Source organism: Paenibacillus sp. PK3_47 (assembly GCF_023520895.1).
Lineage (GTDB): Bacteria > Bacillota > Bacilli > Paenibacillales > Paenibacillaceae > Paenibacillus_AQ.
The window spans coordinates 3,838,964-3,856,541 of record NZ_CP026029.1; the positions used below are offsets into that span (position 1 = coordinate 3,838,964).

Consider the following 17,578-nt stretch of genomic DNA (forward strand, 5'->3'; position numbering starts at 1 on the left):
GGAGGAAAAGGTAGTGAAGAGGTTTAGAAAAAGTTTTCTGCTGTTTCTTACGGCCGTTATGATGCTGTCGATGGCTGTACCTGCACTGGGTGCAGGCGGCAGCGAGAACCTTGGTACACACTGGGCCAAAGACAGTATCGGTACATGGCAGGGGAACGGAGTGATCCGCGGCTATCCTGACGGAACGTTCAGACCGGATAACCTTGTTACCAGGGCTGAGCTGGTCAGCATCATCAACAAGCTGTTCGGATTCAGTGCGCCCGCGGAGTATACATTCTCGGATGTGCCGGCAGGAGCATGGTATGCCACAGACCTGGCGGTAGCAAAGCAGGCAGGATATTATAAGGGGTTTCCGGACAACAAAGCGAAAGCGGATACAAAGATAAGCCGCCAGGATACGGCGACACTGCTCGCCTCGGTTTTTGCCCTACAGCCGGGCAATCATCCTGCCGCTGAATTTACAGACCACAGCAATATCAGCGCTTATGCCGCAGAGGCGGTCCAGGCGCTTCAGGGAATCCTTAACGGTTATCCTGACGGAAGCTTCCGTCCGGACCGCCCCATCACCAGGGCAGAGGCGGTTAGCATTGTGGACCGGCTGGTCAGCCGGTATTACAACACCGCTGGAACCTTTGAGGGCGGCAGCATTCAGGGGAATGTTCTGATTAACCGCAGCGGAGTGGTGTTCAAAGACAGCGGTGTATCCGGGAATTTATATTTAACTCCCGGCATCGGCAGCGGTGAAGCCGTTTTGGAGAAGGTGACTGTTCAAGGAGCGGTATACATTGCCGGAGGCGGTGAGAATTCAATTCATATCAGCGATTCCCGCCTGGCATCGGCGGTAGTGAAGCGTATGGACGGCAAGGTCCGTATTGCGGCGGAAGGGGACACATCGGTCGGCCAGCTTACTGTTGAAAGCGCCTCTGTTTTGGAAATCGGCCCCGGGGCGGTCATTACTGAGGCGGTCATCGGCAGCGGTGCAGCCGGTACCTCCATTACAGGCAAAGGCACGATTACCAGTCTTATCGTCCGTGCTTCTTCAGTAAGCCTTAACGGCCAAACCTTGACAGAAGGAAGCTACTCTGTGAGCAACGGGGCTACTGCACCGGCTGCAGCAGCTGCCGGAAGCCCCGCAGGTTCCGGCAGTTCAGGGAATTCTGGCGGCGGTGGCGGTAATGGTGGAGGAGGCTCTGCGGCAACGACCATTCATATTGCGGACCCTGGGGCAACAGCTGCTACGAAATCCCTGTTCGCTTATCTGGATGAGATGAGCGGCAAGCAGATCATGTTCGGGCATCAGCATGATACGACTGTATCTTTTGCCGGCAAGGATACCGCCGGTAACGTGATTTCAGATGTGTACAGCGCAACGGGCGATTATCCTGCCGTCTTTGGCTGGGATACGCTCAGCTTGGACGGTTATGAGAATCCTCCGGGTGTAAGCGGGAATTATGAAGCAAGCAGGCTCGGCCTGACTGCAGCGATGAAGCACGCGCATAAGCTGGGCGGCATCGTTACCCTAAGCACACATCCATACAATTTTGTGACTGGAGGAAACTTCAATGATACAGGCAATTCCAAAGGTGCAACCTCGTCGGTAGTGGCGCGTATTCTGCCCGGAGGCGACAGGAACAGCGCATTCAACCTCTATCTCGACCGTATTGCCGATTTTGCGAACAATCTGAAGGACGATGAGGGCGATCTGATTCCGGTTCTGTTCCGGCCGTTCCATGAGCAGAACGGCGGCTGGTTCTGGTGGGGGGCTGCAACGACCACCAAAAGTGAATACGCCGAACTGTACCGTTACACCGTAGAATATCTGCGCGACATTAAGGGCGTTCATAACTTCCTGTATGTCTTTTCTCCAAACGGCCCGTTCAACGGGAATGAGGATGAATATTTAACCACCTATCCGGGTGATCAGTATGTGGATATTCTCGGTATGGACCAGTACGACAACAAGGATAATGCAGGTTCGGAGGCATTCCTGGGCGGTCTTGTAAAGGATCTGCGCATGATCTCCAGTCTGGCCCGGGAGAAGAACAAAATCGTTACCCTGTCAGAATACGGCTACAGCGCTTCGGGAATGAAGACAGCCGGCAACAATGAGCTGGAATGGTTCACCAAGATCCTGAATGCCATCAAGGCAGACCCGGATGCGGCACGGATCTCCTACATGCTGACCTGGGCCAACTTCGGCGAAGGCAACAATCTGTATGTTCCATACAAGAATGTGCCGAACAAAGCCGATCATGAGCTGCTTCCGGACTTTATAAAATACTATGAAGACCCGTATACGGCGTTTGCCGGGGAAGTGAAGGCTGACAATAAATACGGGCGTGTTGTAAATACGGCGGCAAAGGAGCCGTTCCTGCACATTGTGACTCCGAACAATATCGGTACAGTAACGGAATCGACTTCGGTTATCCGTGCGAAAGCCGCCAATATGCAGTCTGTCAAAGTCACTTATTCAGTGGGTGCAGCAGGCGCTGAAACCGAAATGACACTGGGAGCTGACGGCTATTATACTGCTGCCTGGCAGCCTGATTCCACCCTCAACGGCAGTTCTGCCGACATTACGGTAAAAGCTTACGGGACAGGTGATGTTTTACTTACGCAAACCATCTCGGTATTTGTGAAGATCAGTGAGGTTCCGCTGACACGGATCACATTTGATAGCCTGGCGGATCTGCAGCTGGTGCAGAACAACGGCACCTGGTCGGGTCTGGCCGGCAACGGAGAAACCATCAAGACCGGTTTCCAGCATGCATTTATGGATGGGGACGGAAAGCTGAAGATTGATATCACTGAAGGACTGTCCGCAGAGGACACGTGGCAGGAATTGAAGCTGCAGCTTACACCGGCAGCGCTGGATGGAGTGGATCTCGCCAAAGCCGGACGTGTGAATTTCAGTGCACTCATACCTGAATCCGCGCAAAATGCCTCCGGAAACGCAGCGGTGCGCGGTGTTATCCAGCTGCCGGAGGACTGGAACACGAAATACGGGATGGATTCCAGCTATAAGGCATTGTCCGACCTGCCAAAAATTACGGTGGCCGGCGTATCCTACTATAAATTTGATGTCTCCATAGATCTGGATAATGCAGGGAAAACAGCGGCTGCGACAGGCCTGGCCATTTCCATTGTCGGCAGCGGACTTGTCTCAGAAGGCATTCTGCCAATTTATGTGGATGATGTGGGGCTCTTCAATATCTACTCAGCACCGGTATCCGACAAAGCGCTGGTCGATGATTTTGAAGCCTATGGTTCCAGCGACGATGCGCTTGCCGCCAAATATCCCAAAGCGGGCGGTGATGATATCGGAGTCTCCCTGAGCGCAGACCGCAAGCACTCGGGCAATTTTGGAATGAAGCTGCGCTACAGCATCAACAGTGCAGGATATGCCGGGGCCGGCAAAAGCCTGGGGGCGCTGGATTGGTCGGAATATAATGCGCTCAGTATGTGGATTGCTTCCGAAGGCAGCGCTTCCTACGCTGAAACAGGCGAGCCCCTGAAGCTGGTGGTCCAGCTGGTCATTGACGGCGGTTATTTCGAAGCTTATCCGGTCATTGCTCCAGGAACAAACGGGCAGGTGGTTATAAGTCTTAAAGATCTTGCCGGAATGAGCTGGGGCAAGGGCGGCGCGCTCACCGGGGAAAGGCTGAAGCAGGTGCAGAGCTTCAATCTGTATGTGAACTCGATGGATGGCGGCGCGCATGAAGGCGTACTGTATTTTGATGATATCAAGGCCATTTATGATCCGGCTCTTCCTGATCTGTCCGGTGAGAACGGCGGACAGCCGGAAGCCCATGCGCCGGGAATCCTGTATCAGTTCACAAGTGCCGGAGACATTGCTGGCTGGACAGCTGCTAACGGCAGCAGCGCCAATGCCGGAACTCCGGTATTTGCTGAAGAGGAGCAGGCGGTCAGTGTGGCTTTTGCTCTGGTAAACACCGGGCAGAACGATGACGGCAGTTTCAAGCAATCCTTTGAGCTTGCGGTGGACCCGGCGAAGCTGAATATTACCGGACTGGATACCCTTACTGCAAAAGTGAAGCTGTCCGGCGGCAGCGCCAAAGCGCGTCTGTTCATCAAGACCGGGGCAGGCTGGACCTGGACGGACAGCGGAACTCCGGTCACGGTGGATGCCAGCGGCTACACGGCCTTGTCGATTTCTTTGCCGGATGCTGCAAAAGCGGACGGTGCAGATCTGTCTGCGGTAAAAACCATCGGGGTGAAGATAGAGGACATCTCAAATGACGGCGGAACCTCCAATCTGTATCTGAAGGAAGTAACTCTGGCTGCTGCAGTGCAGTAAGATCATTTTGGGTCTTAAAAACGGTGAGGTAATAGCGGATTAACTGCGTCATAGAACAAAAGATTAAGGCAGTGATTCTCCTGTTAGGAGGGTCGCTGCCTTTTGTTATAATTTAAAGGAAACCGTTAAATATCTTAAAAATCTCATATGCTTTTACCGAAGTACAGAGTATAATCTACTTTTCGCTCATTTATGAAAATGATTGAACGGCAAAAATGAAGGGATCTTCCGGCTGGTCGGCTCGATCCGCAGCATTTCCGAGCAGACACATCTTCTGGCCATCAATGCTGCGATTGAAGCGGCCAGGGCAGGCGATGCCGGACGCGGATTTGCGGTAATGGCACAGGAAGTGCGCAAGCTGTCTGAAGAAGTGCAGCAGACCGTATCCGAAATTACAGCTATTAATGAAGGCATTCAGGCTGACTCGAGGGAAATGGTCCAGCAGCTGCGGGAAGGTGTTCTGATTACAGGGGAAGGCAGCCGGCAGATTGCAGAGACAGGCGGGGCGCTTGGGGAGATTAACCGTTCTGTAGATGTGATGGCCGGTACCATAGAGGAGATCAGCGGTGATCTGCAGCAGGTGACCGGAGCGAGTGAGACGATGAGTGAGTTCAGCCAGCTGCAGGCACTCTTGGACGAGCTTGAAGAATCTGTAACAAGATTTCAGGTATAACCATACAGAACTATAACAGCAAACAGCCTCCATGCGCACTTGTCGGAATGCAGGAAAGAGTGCACTGGAGGCTGTTTTATTGTCTTTCATGTTTAATATTGGCGGCTGTAGTCAACCTTATTACGGTTAGGCTCGCCGTCCGCCAGGTAAGATTTCAGATTCTCTGTAAAAATTTCGACGATACGGTCAGCATAGCGGTCTGTCGATCCGGCGCAATGGGGAGTGATAATTACCTTCTCCATGTCCCAAAGCGGGTGGTCCTCAGGAAGCGGCTCCTTCTCAAAAACATCCAGACCGGCACCAGCCAGCCTGCCGCTGTTCAGGGCATCCATCAGGTCCCCGGTATTCGTTGTGGCGCCGCGCCCGATATTGATATAATAAGCCCCTTGCCGGAAAGCTGAGAACATATCAGCATCGAACAGCATGCGGGTCTCATCGGTCAGCGGCAGTGTGTTAATGACAAAGTCACCGTTGCTTACAGCGCCGGACAGCTTGTCGGTCGTGTATACTTCGTCAAAATTGTCATCCGCTTTGCCTGAACGGCTGATTCCAATGGTCTTCATCCGGAACGCCTTGGCAATTCTGGCTGTTTCACTGCCGATGGCACCAGTTCCTGCAATGACAGCCGTCTTGCCGGTCAATTCGCTTTCGCTGCCGTCCGAATGCCAGCGGCGGTTCAGCTGATTGCGCATGGCCGTATGCAGATTCCGGGTAAACATCAGCATAAATCCGAGTATAACGGCAGTAATCGGTTCGGCATGCACGCCGCTCGCATTGGTAAGCAGGATGCCTCGCTCTTCAAGACGCTCAAGCGGCAGCTTCTCTACACCGGCGGACCAGGTCTGCACCCAGCGCAGCGGCGAATCCTGGCGCAGCAGTGTATCGCTGATGCCCTTGGCCCAGCCGATTACAATTTCGGCATCTGCAAGCAGTGCAAGATCCGGGTTCTTGGCATCCCCAAGTGTTATGGTATAATCTGGGGCGGCGGCACGAATAAGGTCCTGCTGTTCGGATGTTAAAGGCTGCAGACAAACAATAGATTTAGTCATGATGGTACCCTCCCGTTATACGATTCTGTAGAAATGACTGATTAAGTTATAGGACAAGGATAACAAATCTGATGCGAAAGGTGAAATATAATGAACAATACTGATGCTGCCCGTAAAAGTGAGCGCCTGTTCGTTGCTATAAGATTACCCCGAATACAGCGGGAACTACTGGAAAATGCCGCTTCCCGAGTATCAAGTGACATGAAATTTGCAAAATGGACACATTCTGAGGATTATCATATTACTGTGCAATTTCTGGGAGACACCCCCGTGGGAGATATTCCCGGGCTTCTTGATGCATTGAAGGGAATTTCCGGAAAACAGTCTCCTTTTCATTTGAATCTGGACCACTTTGGGACTTTTGGACCTGCAAGCGCTCCCCGGGTACTGTGGGCGGGAGTTTCCGGCGAGCTGGACAAGCTGAAGGAGCTGCAAAAGAACGTGGTTTCCGCCACCGGTCCGCTGGGATTCATTGCCGAAACCAGAGAGTACAACCCGCATATTACATTAGCCCGGAAATACCGGGATCAGGAGCCTTTTGCGGCACAGCGGCTGCAGGAATATGATGCTCTGGTAACTAAAACGGGGAACGAATGTTCGTCAAAGGGGTGGACGGTGGATGCATTTGTGGTGTATGCTACTAAAATGCATGCCATTCCTATGTATGAAGTGATCGAAAAAGTAACTTTTTTTAATAAATAAATCGACAGGTAAGTTTTCAAAGCTTCCAATTTCGGTTACATACAATAGGAATGTGCCGTCAAATAGGAGGTAAAAAATGGTAATTTTTAGACAAAACCGCTGTATCGCGCTGCTGGTCAGCGTAATTCTAGTGTGTTTCTCTGCTATAAGCCTGATGAATACTGAAGGAGCTGCGGAGGGAGAGCATTCCATCCCATTGGATAAATTAAGCGGGAACGGCCACGCATCAGCGGCACCAGCCCTGCTAAAGACAGCACCAGTCTCCAAGACGACAGACAGTACCAAGCTGAAGCCCCTGCTCTATACTGCAGCTGCCGATCCGGGGCTTGCCTTTAAAGGCGAGCAGACTCTGGAGTTGATTAGTCTGGACAAGCTGAAGAGTCAAATTCCGGCTAAAAAAACAGAAGCACCCAAGATCAAAGCTGCTGTGGTGCAGAAACCGCCGGTAGTTGTCCAGCAGGCAAAGGGACAGGCGGCAAACCAGGGGAGTCAGACCGTAAAACAGGCAAAGGCGGAATCTAAGCAACAACCCCCCACAACATTGTTCTTCTCTCGGACAGAGCTATTAAGCCAGGAGCAGCAAGCTGAAGCAACCTGGAGCTACGCCGTATCCGAAGAAGACCTGCTACTGCTGCAAAAAATCGTTATGGCAGAAGCAGAGGGCGAACCGTACCAGGGCAAAGTGGCAGTTGCCAACGTTGTTCTGAACCGGCTGCGGTCAGCCAATTTTCCCGACACAATCTATGAGGTAATCTATCAGAAAAGCCAGTTCAGTCCTGTGGCCAATGGGCGTCTTAAGCGTGTAACGCCCAATGAGGACAGCATCAAAGCGGTAAATGCCGCGCTATCGGGGATAAAAGAAGTCACGGATGATACGTATTTCTTCCTGTCACTAAAGCTTGCGCAGGATCTGACAGTCCATCATTCCCGCACTTTAGCCAAAACGATCGGCAATCATACATTCTATAAATAATCAGCCTTCTAACAGGACCTCAAGCTATCTGCATGCAGAGTAATTTGCACTATAGGATATTGATCCTTTCTTAAGCGTTTCTTTTACCCCTGAAAGACAGGGATTGATACTACGGCGCGCTGGCTGAGGGCGACCGTAATACAAAAGAACCTTCATTCCACGCTCTGCGGATTGAAGGTTCTTTTGCGTCTGTATTTACGGTCAGCTGATCGGCCGGCATGCTGCTTAAGGGGTAACATAGACGGCCTCTTCAGTACGTGCTGCCTGAGTCCTTGATCCCCACGGCTCCACCGGGCCGGCAGCCGGTTTGCCGAGCAGCTGCAGCACGGTCTGGGCGCAGTTCTGCGGCTGCTGCCGTTCAGGGGCGATACGCCGCATGCGCAGCTCCTCAAGGCCGTTATACTCGCGGAGCAGCAGCGAAAACCATTTATCCACTACCTGCGCATCCAGTACTTCGGCCAGCCCCAGCTCTACGAAATACTGGGCGTTTTTCTCCTCCTGGCCGGGAATCGCACTGTAGAACAGCATCGGAATGCCTTTGGTCTGTCCCTCTGTGCAGGTCATACCGCCGGGTTTGGTGATCAGCAGATCGGAGGCGTCCATAAGCTTGTTGATTTCACTGCTGTATCCCAGAATGCGCACATTGGGATGGTTCAGCAGGGGATCAGAGCCCATTTTGGAGACAAGCTTGTCATTGCTGCCCATGCAAAAGATCAGTTGAATATCGTCCATTCTCGCAGTGAGCGAGTCCATGACGTCTTTACCGAACATCAGGCCCCAGCCTCCGCCCATTATGAGCACTGTAGGAATATCAGCCAGCCCCAGCTCCTTACGCAGCTGGGCTTTGTTATACTTCTCCCAGAACTTGGGGTGTACCGGTATTCCGGTGACGGTCACCAGTTCAGGACTGACGCCTCTTCCGGTCAGAATGGATTTTACGCGGGAAGTGGACACCAGATAGCGGTCGGCTTCAGGATTAACCCAGCTGGCATGCGCATCATAATCGGTAATCAGCGTGTACAGCGGGACATCCAGGCCCTGGCGCTTCAGCCGGGATATAACGGCTGCCGGGATCGGATGGGTGCAAATAATCAAATCAGGCTTGAGCTGTTCAATGACTTGTGAAGCATGTGTATAAAAAATCCGGTGCAGCGCCATTTTGGTCAGCCGGTTCAGTGATTTGTTATATTGTGTTTTATACATCATGCCGACCAGCTTGGGCTGGCTGCTGACTGTTTTGCGGTAAGCGGAAAGAATCCAAGGCGCGACCGTAGGATTCAGGAATTTGCCCAGCTCAATGACCCGGCACTGGACGTCCGGGTGAAGCAGCTTAATTCCTTCTGCCAGAGCATAGGCTGCTCCTGTATGGCCCGTGCCGAAGCCTTCCGAAAACAGCAGTACTCTTTTCTTTCGCATAAGTTCACCTGCTACTTTCCACCAAGGGTAGGGAATCATCTCTTCTATTATACAAGGGAATAGAAATATTTTCTTTACATTATACAAATAAGACGTAAATAGAAAGTTAAAACCCTGCAAAATAAAAAATTTAGAACAATTCAAGTATTGCAAAGGGGAAGGTAAAGTGGTAAAGTAAGTCGTGACTAAATGACCAAATTAGTAAAGTGGTCATAAAGGGCTGGCAGCGATATTTTTGCAGGGAAAGGGCGTGTGTGAGTGGCTGTGGTAGATCGAAGGCAGCAGGTGCTTCAGGCGGCGACGAAATGTTTTTCATTGTTCGGATATAAGGCAACTACGATGGAACAGGTAGCGAAGATTGCGAATGTCGGAAAAGGAACGATTTACACCTTCTTCACCAATAAGGAGCAGCTGTTCAATGAGATTCTGAGAGATGTCATTATCGAAATGAAGAGAATCGCCGGGCAGGAAATCAGACGGGATAAAGCCTTTTTTGATAATCTGCACAGGGTTCTGGATGCTCTGCTGGAATTTCGCAGCGAACATGAGCTGTTCATCAAGCTGTCCCAGGAAAGCCGTGATTTCGGAACACCGCAGGCCGGCGAAGGGCTAGACAAGATTGAGAGCGTCGTGCTGGAATATCTGGAACGGGAGGTGGAACACGCGATTCATCAAGGGGAGATCAAGGAGTGCGACCCCAAAATTGTATCGGTGGTAATGTTCAGGCTGTATATTGTTTTGACGGCCGAGCTGAACAAGGTGCATGTACCGCTAAGCAAGGAACAGATCAAGCAGTATTTTCATCTGTTTCTGGCTGAAGGTCTGGCCCGGCAGAGCCTGGTTCAGCAGCAGCAGCGTTAGGCGTCAAGGGAAGGGCCGCTTTTTTTTTGCTTAAAATTGACCGGATGGGGAAAATGGTCATCTGGTGTTACTGCAATGTTTCTGCAAAACCAACAGAATTAATAGCTTTATAGAGAGCATATGATTATAAGGAGAGAACCAGAATGAAATCTTTATCTGTGTTTATGAAGGACCTTGGCGCAGCGCTCAAAAATCCTAAGGTGCTGATTCCGATGCTCGTCGTCCTTTTTATTCCGGTAATGTACAGCGGGCTGTTCCTGAAGGCGTTCTGGGATCCGTACGGCAAAATGAATGAGCTTCCGGTGGCTGTAGTTAATGAAGATAAGGGCGCAGCGTATGAGGGAACGCAGCTCACGGCAGGCAACGACCTGATAGAGGAGCTTAAAAAGACCGACGGATTCAGATGGAATTTCGTGTCCCGTTCCCAGGCGGAAGCGGGCCTTAATGACAATACTTATTATATGGCCATCATTGTTCCGGAAGATTTCTCCGCGAATGCAACCACACTGCTGGATGCAGAGCCGCAGCCGGCCAAGATTATATATGAGCCGAATGAGGGGTATAACTTTTTGGCGGGACAAATCGGCGGTACTGCGGTAAAGGATATCAAAACCAAGGTTTCTGCCAAAATTACAGAAGCTTATACGGAATCCGTGTTTGACAAGATCACGGATATCTCCGGCGGCCTTGGTGAAGCCGGAGACGGCGCAGCGCAGCTTGCCGACGGGGCCGGCAAGCTGGATGACGGGGCACTGAAGCTGAAGGACAATCTGCTTGTGCTGACCGAAGGCACAGGCAAGCTGCTGGAGGGGGCGGCGCCGCTTACCCAAGGCGTTACGGATTTGAACAGCGGTGCTGCAGCGCTTGAGAGCGGCAGCAGCACCCTGGCGGGCGGACTTGCACAGCTGTCCGCCGCACATAAGCAGCTGCAGGATGGCGTATCCCAGAGTGCAGCCGGCAGCAAGCAGCTGAGTGACGGCCTTGCGAAGACAGCCGCCGGTGCGGCTGCACTGCAGACCGGCACGAAGTCGGCAGTAGACGGCACCGCCAAGCTGCAGGCCGGCACGAAGTCGGCAGTAGAAGGCAGCGCGCAGCTTGCGGCCGGATTGTCCTCTTCCGCTGAAGGCAGCGCCAAGCTGGAAGAAGGCTTGAAGGCTTCCGTGGAAGGAAGCGCAAAGGTAGCAGCCGGCACCAGAGCGGTGGCTGACGGGCTGCAGCAGCTGGCCCAGGGCAATCCGCAGCTTGCGGCAAGCCCTGAGGTGCAGAAGCTGCTGGCGGCAAGCGCAGCAGCCGCTGAAGGCAGCGCGCAGCTGGAGCAGAGCCAGCAGCAGCTTGCGGAAGGCGCGTCTGCGCTGCACAGCGGCCAGGAGCAGCTCGCGCAGGGCGCGGAACAGCTGCACAGCGGAGCGCAGCAGCTGGACGCGGGTGTGTCCCGGCTGCATGACGGCGCGCAGCAGCTGCACACGGGCGCAAGCCAGCTGCTGGAAGGCCAGCAGCAGCTTGTGGCGGGCGCAGCCCGCCTGGAGAGCGGCGGCGGTACGCTCGCCGCAGGCATGCAGCAGTTCGGCGCGAAGCTTGCCGAAGCAGCCGCAGGGGGCGCCAAGCTGGCTGACGGCGGCAAAGCGCTGAAAGCCGGCACAGCCAAGCTGCTGGATGGCGCAGACCAGCTCAGCAGCGGCCTGAGCTCGGTAGCGGACGGCTCGCAGCAGCTGAGCGATGGTGCAGGCCAGCTGAAGGACGGCCTGGATGAACTGAAATCCGGATCAAACGAGCTGGCCTCCAAGCTGGGGGAAGCGGCTGCCCAGACAAGTGAAGTGAACAAGTCCGATGCACTGGTAGCAATGTTTGCCCAGCCGGTGGAGATTGAGGAGCATAAGGTCAGTGAAGTGCCGAACTACGGCTCGGGCTTTGCGCCGTATTTCCTGTCGCTTGGATTGTTCGTAGGGGCGCTGATCTGCACACTGGTTGTCCCGATGCGTGAATCCGGGGTGGCCGGCGCCAGCCGGTTCAACCGGTTTGTCAGCCGTACGCTAACCTTCTCGATGATGAGTGTGCTGCAGTCCCTGCTGGCGGCTATGGTCGTGCTGTACGGCTTAGGGCTGCATGTACAGAATGTCGCGTTGTTCTACGCCTTTACTTTCATTACAAGCATTGCTTTCATGTGGATGATCCAGGCTATTGTAACCTGGCTTGACCAGCCTGGCCGTTTCGTGGTCATTGTCGTTCTGATCTTCCAGCTGACAACCAGCGCAGGAACCTTCCCGCTGGAGCTGATTCCGGACTGGATGAAATTCTTCAATCCGCTGCTTCCGATGACATACAGCGTCAGCGGATTCAAAGCTGTAATTTCCAGCGGGGACTACAGTGCCATGTGGAGTGATGCAGGTCTGCTGGCAGTCTACGGCATTGTATTCCTGGCCTTCACATTCACCTATTTCATGTCCCGTAATCAGGACCGTGAAGCGGCAGTAAAAAGTGAACAAGTTTTGACTGTATAAAAGGATAATAAGGATAGTAAATAATTAGAAAAAAGAACGCCCTCCCGGGGGCGTTCTTTGTTTGTAGGGGTTTTAAAATACAATGTTATTCTCACATGTTATGGAAAGAAAACGCTTGAAGCGTTTTCAATGAATAAGGACTTATTCGTATTTTATGTATATTTATGCATAAGAAAGTTTTTTTACGCTTCTATTCGCTAAAGCTGTGTCGCAAAAACATTTGTTAATCAAACTCATAAAAAAGTTTAAATTGCGCTCATGTAAGGTCGGTGATAAAATAATATAACCAATCTGCCTTGAATAATTATTAAGATTTTCTTCTGAAATATTTTCCTGGATTAATGTCTACTTTATAATAGAAAGGTTGCGTAAGATGAGACACACTGAACTGCCCGGCAAACAGGGCCTATATGATCCCCAGTTCGAAAAGGATGCTTGCGGAATGGGATTTGTTGCCCATATTAAAGGCAAACCCTCTCATGAGATTGTAAGCAATGCATTAACCATGCTCTTTAACATGGAGCACCGGGGAGGACAGGGAAGCGAGCCGAACTCCGGCGACGGAGCCGGCATCATGCTGCAGATTCCGCACCGCTTCTTTGCCGGAGAAGCCAGCAAGCTTGGCTTTGAACTGCCGGAACAGGGCCGTTATGGCGTGGGTATGATCTTTTTGTCTCATAATGAGGAGATCCGCGCCCGCCATGAGGCGCTGCTGAGCGATATTATTGCCGAGGAAGGCCAGGTGGTGCTCGGGTACCGCGATGTGCCGACCTATGATGAAATGCTGGGCAAGACAGCCAAGGCTGCTAAGCCTTATGTCCGCCAGGTATTTATCGGCCGTGCAGAAGGTATCGCTGATGAGCTGGCCTTTGAACGCAAGCTGTTTGTGATCCGCAAGCGCGCTGAACTCGCTATCCGCTACGGCGGAGTCGAGGAAGCGGAATCCTTCTATATGCCAAGCATGTCCTGCCGCAAGATCGTGTACAAAGGCATGCTGACTACTGAGCAGGTAGGACAGTTTTATCTGGACCTGCAGGATGAAAATCTGGAATCGGCGATTGCGCTTGTGCATTCCCGTTTCAGCACCAATACGTTCCCGAGCTGGGAGCGTGCCCACCCGTACCGCTTCATGATCCACAACGGCGAGATCAACACGCTGCGGGGGAATGTGAACTGGATGCATGCCCGCCAGTCGCTGTTCAAGAGCCAGGTATTCGGGGCAGACCTTGACAAGATCAAGCCGGTCGTGAATCCGGACGGCTCCGACACCGCCATGTTCGACAACACCTTTGAGTTCCTGTACCTCAGCGGTCGTTCCCTGCCGCATGTGGCGATGATGATGGTTCCTGAGCCTTGGAGCAACCATGAATCGATGTCCGATGACAAGAAGGCATTCTATGAATACCACAGCACGCTGATGGAACCGTGGGACGGACCTGCTGCGATGGGCTTCACTGACGGTGTGCAAATCGGTGCAATGCTTGACCGTAACGGTCTGCGCCCTGCACGTTATTATGTAACCAAAGACGATATGATCATTCTGTCCTCTGAAGCGGGAGTTCTGGATATCCCGGCAGAGAACGTACTCTATAAAGACCGCCTGAGACCGGGCCGTATGCTGCTGGTGGATACCGAGCAGGGCCGGATTATCTCCGACGAGGAAGTTAAAGCCTCCATTGCTGCGGAGCAGCCTTACCGCCAGTGGCTAGATGAGCATCTGATCGGTCTGGACCAGCTTCCGGATGCACCGGAGCTGCCGAATCCGAAGCATGACAATGTGCAGCAGCTGCAGCAGTCTTTCGGCTATACCTTTGAGGATCTGCGCAAGGTGCTGGAGCCAATGGCTTCCACCGGTGCCGAAGCTGTCGGCTCCATGGGCTATGATGCTCCGCTGGCCGTGCTCTCGGACCGCCCGCAGCGCCTGTACAATTATTTTAAACAAATGTTCGCCCAGGTAACCAACCCGCCGATTGACGCCATCCGTGAAGAGCTGGTGACATCCACGGCAACGACAATCGGACCTGAACGCAATCTGCTGAAGCCGGAACCGGAGAGCTGCCGCCAGATTTCGCTGGATTCGCCGATTCTCTCCAATGAGGACTTTGCGAAGATCCGCCACGTCCGCCGTGCAGGCTTCAAATCGATGTCTATTCCGATCCTGTTCCCGGCTGAGCTTGGGGCAGAAGGACTGCGCATTGCGCTGGAGCGCATGAATGAAGCGGCTGACCGCGTAATGGCCAAAGGCCATAATATTCTTATTCTGTCCGACCGCGGCGTTGACCGCGAGAATGCCGCAATCCCGGCACTTCTGGCTGTATCCAGCCTGCATCACCATCTGATCCGCCAGGGAACCCGGACCAAAGTCAGCATCCTGCTGGAATCCGGCGAACCGCGTGAAGTACATCATTATGCGCTTCTGCTGGGTTACGGTGTAAGTGCGGTCAATCCGTACCTGGCGTTTGAAAGTCTGGATGACATGATCGGCCAGGGCCTGCTGCGCGGAATCTCGCATGAGAAGGCTGTGAAGAACTACATTAAGGCTGCGACGAAGAGCGTAGTTAAAATCCTGTCCAAGATGGGGATTTCCACCATCCAATCCTACCGTGGAGCACAGATTTTTGAAGCTGTAGGGCTTAACTCGGAATTCGTGGACCGTTACTTCACCTGGACGCCTTCCCGCATCGGCGGTATCGGCCTGGAGGAAGTGGCAGCCGAAACCCTGATCCATCATAACCGTGCCTTCACTGACAAGGACGGCAATGACAAGGTGCTGGATTCCGGCGGTGATTACCAGTGGCGCAGCGACGGGGAGGACCACCTGTTCAACCCGCAGACGATTCATCTGCTTCAGCACGCTGTGCGCAGCGGGGACTACACGCTTTACAAGAAATATGCTGCCTTGGTTCAAGGCGAAACCAAGAACCACCTGACACTGCGCTCCATGCTGCAGTTCAAACCCGCAGGTGCACCTGTGCCGCTTGAAGAAGTAGAACCGGCAGAATCGATTATGACCCGCTTCAAGACCGGAGCAATGTCCTTCGGCTCCATCAGTAAGGAAGCGCATGAGACGCTGGCTATTGCCATGAACCGTATCGGCGGCAAGAGCAATACCGGTGAAGGCGGGGAAGATCCGGCCCGCTTCACTCCTGATAGTAACGGCGATTCCCGCCGCAGTGCGATCAAGCAGGTGGCATCGGGACGTTTCGGGGTAACCTCGAACTACCTGGTGAACGCTGACGAGATCCAGATCAAGATGGCGCAGGGGGCTAAGCCGGGTGAAGGCGGACAGCTTCCGGGCCGCAAGGTGTACCCTTGGGTAGCTGAAGTCCGCGGATCCACCGCAGGCGTAGGCCTGATCTCGCCGCCGCCGCATCATGATATTTATTCCATCGAGGATTTGGCAGAGCTGATCTATGATCTGAAGAATGCCAATCCGCGTGCCAATATTAACGTTAAGCTTGTATCCGAAGTCGGTGTAGGAACGATTGCTGCCGGTGTAGCCAAAGGCCGTGCCGATATTATCCTGGTCAGCGGTTATGACGGAGGTACAGGAGCTTCTCCGATGAACTCCATCCGCCACGCCGGTCTGCCTTGGGAGCTTGGTCTTGCCGAGACCCATCAGACGCTGATGCTGAACAACCTGCGCGACCGCGTAGTGCTGGAAACGGACGGCAAAATGCTCAGCGGACGCGATCTAGCGGTAGCTGTTCTGCTGGGTGCTGAAGAATACGGCTTCTCAACAGCTCCGCTGGTGGCTGTAGGCTGTATTATGATGCGGGTATGTCAAATGGATACCTGTCCGGTAGGTGTAGCAACACAGAATCCAGACCTGCGCAAGAACTTTACCGGTGATCCGCAGCATGTCGTGAATTTCATGACCTTTGTTGCCCAGGATCTGCGCGAAATCATGGCTGAGCTTGGCTTCCGTACCGTTGAAGAGATGGTAGGGCGCACAGACTGCCTCGATGCGACACAGGCCTCCACACACTGGAAGAAGAAGGGCGTTGATCTGAGCAGTCTGCTGCATACTCCGCAGATGCCGGAGGGAAGCACCCGCTTCAACAGCAAGCGCCAGAACCATGGCCTGGAAGAAACCCTGGATATGTCGAAGCTGCTGGACCTGGCTGCACCTGCACTTGAATCCGGTACTCCTGTAGAGGCTTCACTGCCAATTACGAACGTGAACCGTGCAGTAGGAACCATCCTGGGCAGTGAACTGACGCGCAAATACGGCGCGGCAGGCCTGCCGGATGACACAATCCGCCTGCATTTCACAGGCTCAGCCGGACAAAGTCTCGGTGCATTCATGCCGAAGGGCATCACGATCTCCGTTGATGGGGATACCAATGACTATCTCGGTAAAGGGCTGTCCGGAGGCAAGCTGATTGTTAAGCCGTCACCGAAGGCTACCTTTGCTGCTGAAGACAATATCATTACCGGAAACACGGCACTCTACGGGGCGACTGGCGGTCAGGCTTACATCAACGGCATCGCCGGTGAACGTTTTGCCGTCCGTAACTCCGGCGCCAATGTAGTCGTAGAAGGCGTGGGCGACCACGGCTGCGAGTACATGACCGGCGGACGTGTTGTAGTGCTTGGCGGGACAGGACGCAACTTCGCGGCAGGGATGTCGGGCGGTATCGCATATGTGTACGATCCTGACAACACCTTCGTGAAACGCTGCAACCTGGAGATGGTGCTTCTGGAGCGTGTGGAAGAGCCGGAAGAGGTTGCCGAGCTGCACGGACTGATTACCCGTCACACAGAGCTTACGGACAGCGCTGCAGGAAGACGTATTCTGGATAGCTGGGAAGAGTCTCTGCCGAAGTTTGCCCGTGTCATTCCGAAGGATTACAAACGGATGATGGAGCAAATCCGCAAAGTAGAGCAGACCGGCCTGACTGGAGAAGCAGCCCTTATGGCCGCTTTTGAAGCCAATATGCGTGAACTTGCCCGCGTCGGCGGCTAGCATCATTAACTGAAATTCAGGACTGTGCCTTTCTTAAGGGAAAGGTGCAGTCCTTTTTACTGGTATTGAATGAGCTTGAACGAACAATCCCAAATAGAGGAGCCTTTAGTTCAATCAAT

Annotated in this window: 8 protein-coding genes and 1 pseudogene; 7 read left to right on the top strand and 2 right to left on the bottom strand. The window is 53.2% G+C overall.

What is annotated here, in order from left to right:
• The first annotated feature begins 13 nt into the window (after positions 1-13).
• A complete protein-coding gene (locus tag C2I18_RS17015) occupies positions 14-4,318 on the top strand; it encodes a glycosyl hydrolase (RefSeq protein ID WP_249896950.1) in 4,305 nt (1,434 codons plus the stop codon).
• A 253-nt stretch (positions 4,319-4,571) separates the two neighbouring features.
• Positions 4,572-4,991 (top strand): annotated as a pseudogene (locus C2I18_RS17020) (methyl-accepting chemotaxis protein); the annotation flags it as partial.
• A 92-nt stretch (positions 4,992-5,083) separates the two neighbouring features.
• On the opposite strand, the gene C2I18_RS17025 reads toward C2I18_RS17020, so the two are convergent.
• Entirely contained in the window at positions 5,084-6,040 is a 957-nt protein-coding gene (locus tag C2I18_RS17025) for a D-2-hydroxyacid dehydrogenase (protein ID WP_249896951.1), read from the bottom strand.
• 90 nt (positions 6,041-6,130) lie between these two features.
• Between C2I18_RS17025 and thpR the strand changes: the two genes are divergently transcribed.
• Together thpR and C2I18_RS17035 are read left to right on the top strand one after the other, a co-directional pair.
• A complete protein-coding gene (gene thpR, locus C2I18_RS17030; RefSeq protein WP_249896952.1) occupies positions 6,131-6,742 on the top strand; it encodes an RNA 2',3'-cyclic phosphodiesterase in 612 nt (203 codons plus the stop codon).
• Between the two features lie 76 nt (positions 6,743-6,818).
• Positions 6,819-7,715, top strand: a complete 897-nt coding sequence (locus tag C2I18_RS17035) for a cell wall hydrolase (protein WP_249896953.1) — start codon at positions 6,819-6,821, stop codon at positions 7,713-7,715.
• Positions 7,716-7,940: 225 nt separating this feature from the next.
• On the opposite strand, the gene C2I18_RS17040 is transcribed toward C2I18_RS17035, so the two are convergent.
• Positions 7,941-9,131: an MGDG synthase family glycosyltransferase gene (locus tag C2I18_RS17040; RefSeq protein WP_249896954.1), complete on the bottom strand. Its 1,191-nt coding sequence runs from the start codon at positions 9,129-9,131 to the stop codon at positions 7,941-7,943.
• Positions 9,132-9,389: 258 nt separating this feature from the next.
• Here C2I18_RS17040 and C2I18_RS17045 point away from each other — a divergent pair, with 258 nt between their 5' ends.
• From C2I18_RS17045 to gltB, 3 genes are all read left to right on the top strand, one after another.
• Positions 9,390-9,992: a TetR/AcrR family transcriptional regulator gene (locus C2I18_RS17045; RefSeq protein WP_249896955.1), complete on the top strand. Its 603-nt coding sequence runs from the start codon at positions 9,390-9,392 to the stop codon at positions 9,990-9,992.
• 143 nt (positions 9,993-10,135) lie between these two features.
• On the top strand, positions 10,136-12,490 hold the full coding sequence (locus C2I18_RS17050; protein WP_249896956.1) for a YhgE/Pip domain-containing protein: 2,355 nt from the start codon (positions 10,136-10,138) through the stop codon (positions 12,488-12,490).
• A gap of 373 nt (positions 12,491-12,863) precedes the next feature.
• Positions 12,864-17,459, top strand: a complete 4,596-nt coding sequence (gene gltB / locus C2I18_RS17055; protein ID WP_249896957.1) for a glutamate synthase large subunit — start codon at positions 12,864-12,866, stop codon at positions 17,457-17,459.
• Positions 17,460-17,578: the final 119 nt, after the last annotated feature.